Below are 936 nucleotides of genomic sequence, written 5' to 3'. Positions count from 1 at the left end.
CGTAACGCGGGTGAAAACGTCATTGCTGCACTGACTGCGCTCTACGAAACGTGCCGTACTCGCGAACACTACGACGCGATCCGTAAAGAATTTAATGCCCGCACCGCTGACTCGGTCCGCATGGCCGCGATGTTCATTTACATGAACCGACACGGATATCGCGGCCTATGCCGGTACAACAAGCGTAAAGGGGAATTTAACGTTCCCTGGGGGGATTACCGCAAACCGTACCTGCCTGAGAAAGAGATCCGCTACATGGCAGACCGCCTTGTGCATGCGGATTTGCTGTGTGCAGGCTTTGAAGAAACGCTGAAGCTGGCGGGTAAGGGTGATGTGGTCTACTGCGATCCGCCTTATGTCAATCCTGGCAAGTTTACGGGTTATCACGCCAGTGGTTTCACTGAAGCTCAGCAACGCGCGCTGGTGGACATTCTGAATACCCTGCCAGAGAAAGGGGTGCATGTAGTGGCCTCCAGCCACGATGCTGAAAACATCCGCCAGATGTATACCGGCTTTACGGTTAAGGGCTTCTCTGCTCCGCGTAGCGTGTACAACGGGACTGGTGAAGGGAAGCAGGCGAAAGAAATCATCGCTATCCGTCAAGCGGTCTCTTCAGGCAAGACCTCAGCATGACCGTGCCGGTGTTTGAAGTTCCACCGCTAAAGGATCCGCTAACTGAGCGATTCTGCGACGAGATTGCCGTCATTCACCGCTATGACCCAGCTGAAGCCAGTCGCCAGTACCTGGAATTTATCAAAGAGAACAATGTGGTGTATTGGGTGCAATTGGCTATTCGCGACCGCATCCAGTACCTGTCAAAACAAAAATCAAAGGGCAAGCCCCTTCTGATTAAAAATCACAGTGAGGGAGCTATGCCTCTTTTTCGTCCTAAAAGTGTCGTGGTGTACCGCATCACCCGACAAATTGACTTCAGTA

General features: G+C 52.5%; 2 protein-coding genes. Both read left to right on the top strand.

The window, feature by feature from the left end; all coding sequences use genetic code 11:
- The coding region (locus ACVRRC_RS21940) for a DNA adenine methylase (RefSeq protein WP_472997568.1) at positions 1 to 633 on the top strand (633 nt) is incomplete at its 5' end.
- The coding region (locus ACVRRC_RS21935) for a hypothetical protein (RefSeq protein WP_472997567.1) at positions 630 to 936 on the top strand (307 nt) is incomplete at its 3' end. The genes ACVRRC_RS21940 and ACVRRC_RS21935, both read left to right, overlap by 4 nt.

The organism is Stutzerimonas sp. LR2, from assembly GCF_055755175.1.
The sequence above is the reverse complement of the archived record's forward strand: the minus strand, read 5'-3'. Positions and strand labels throughout refer to the sequence as shown.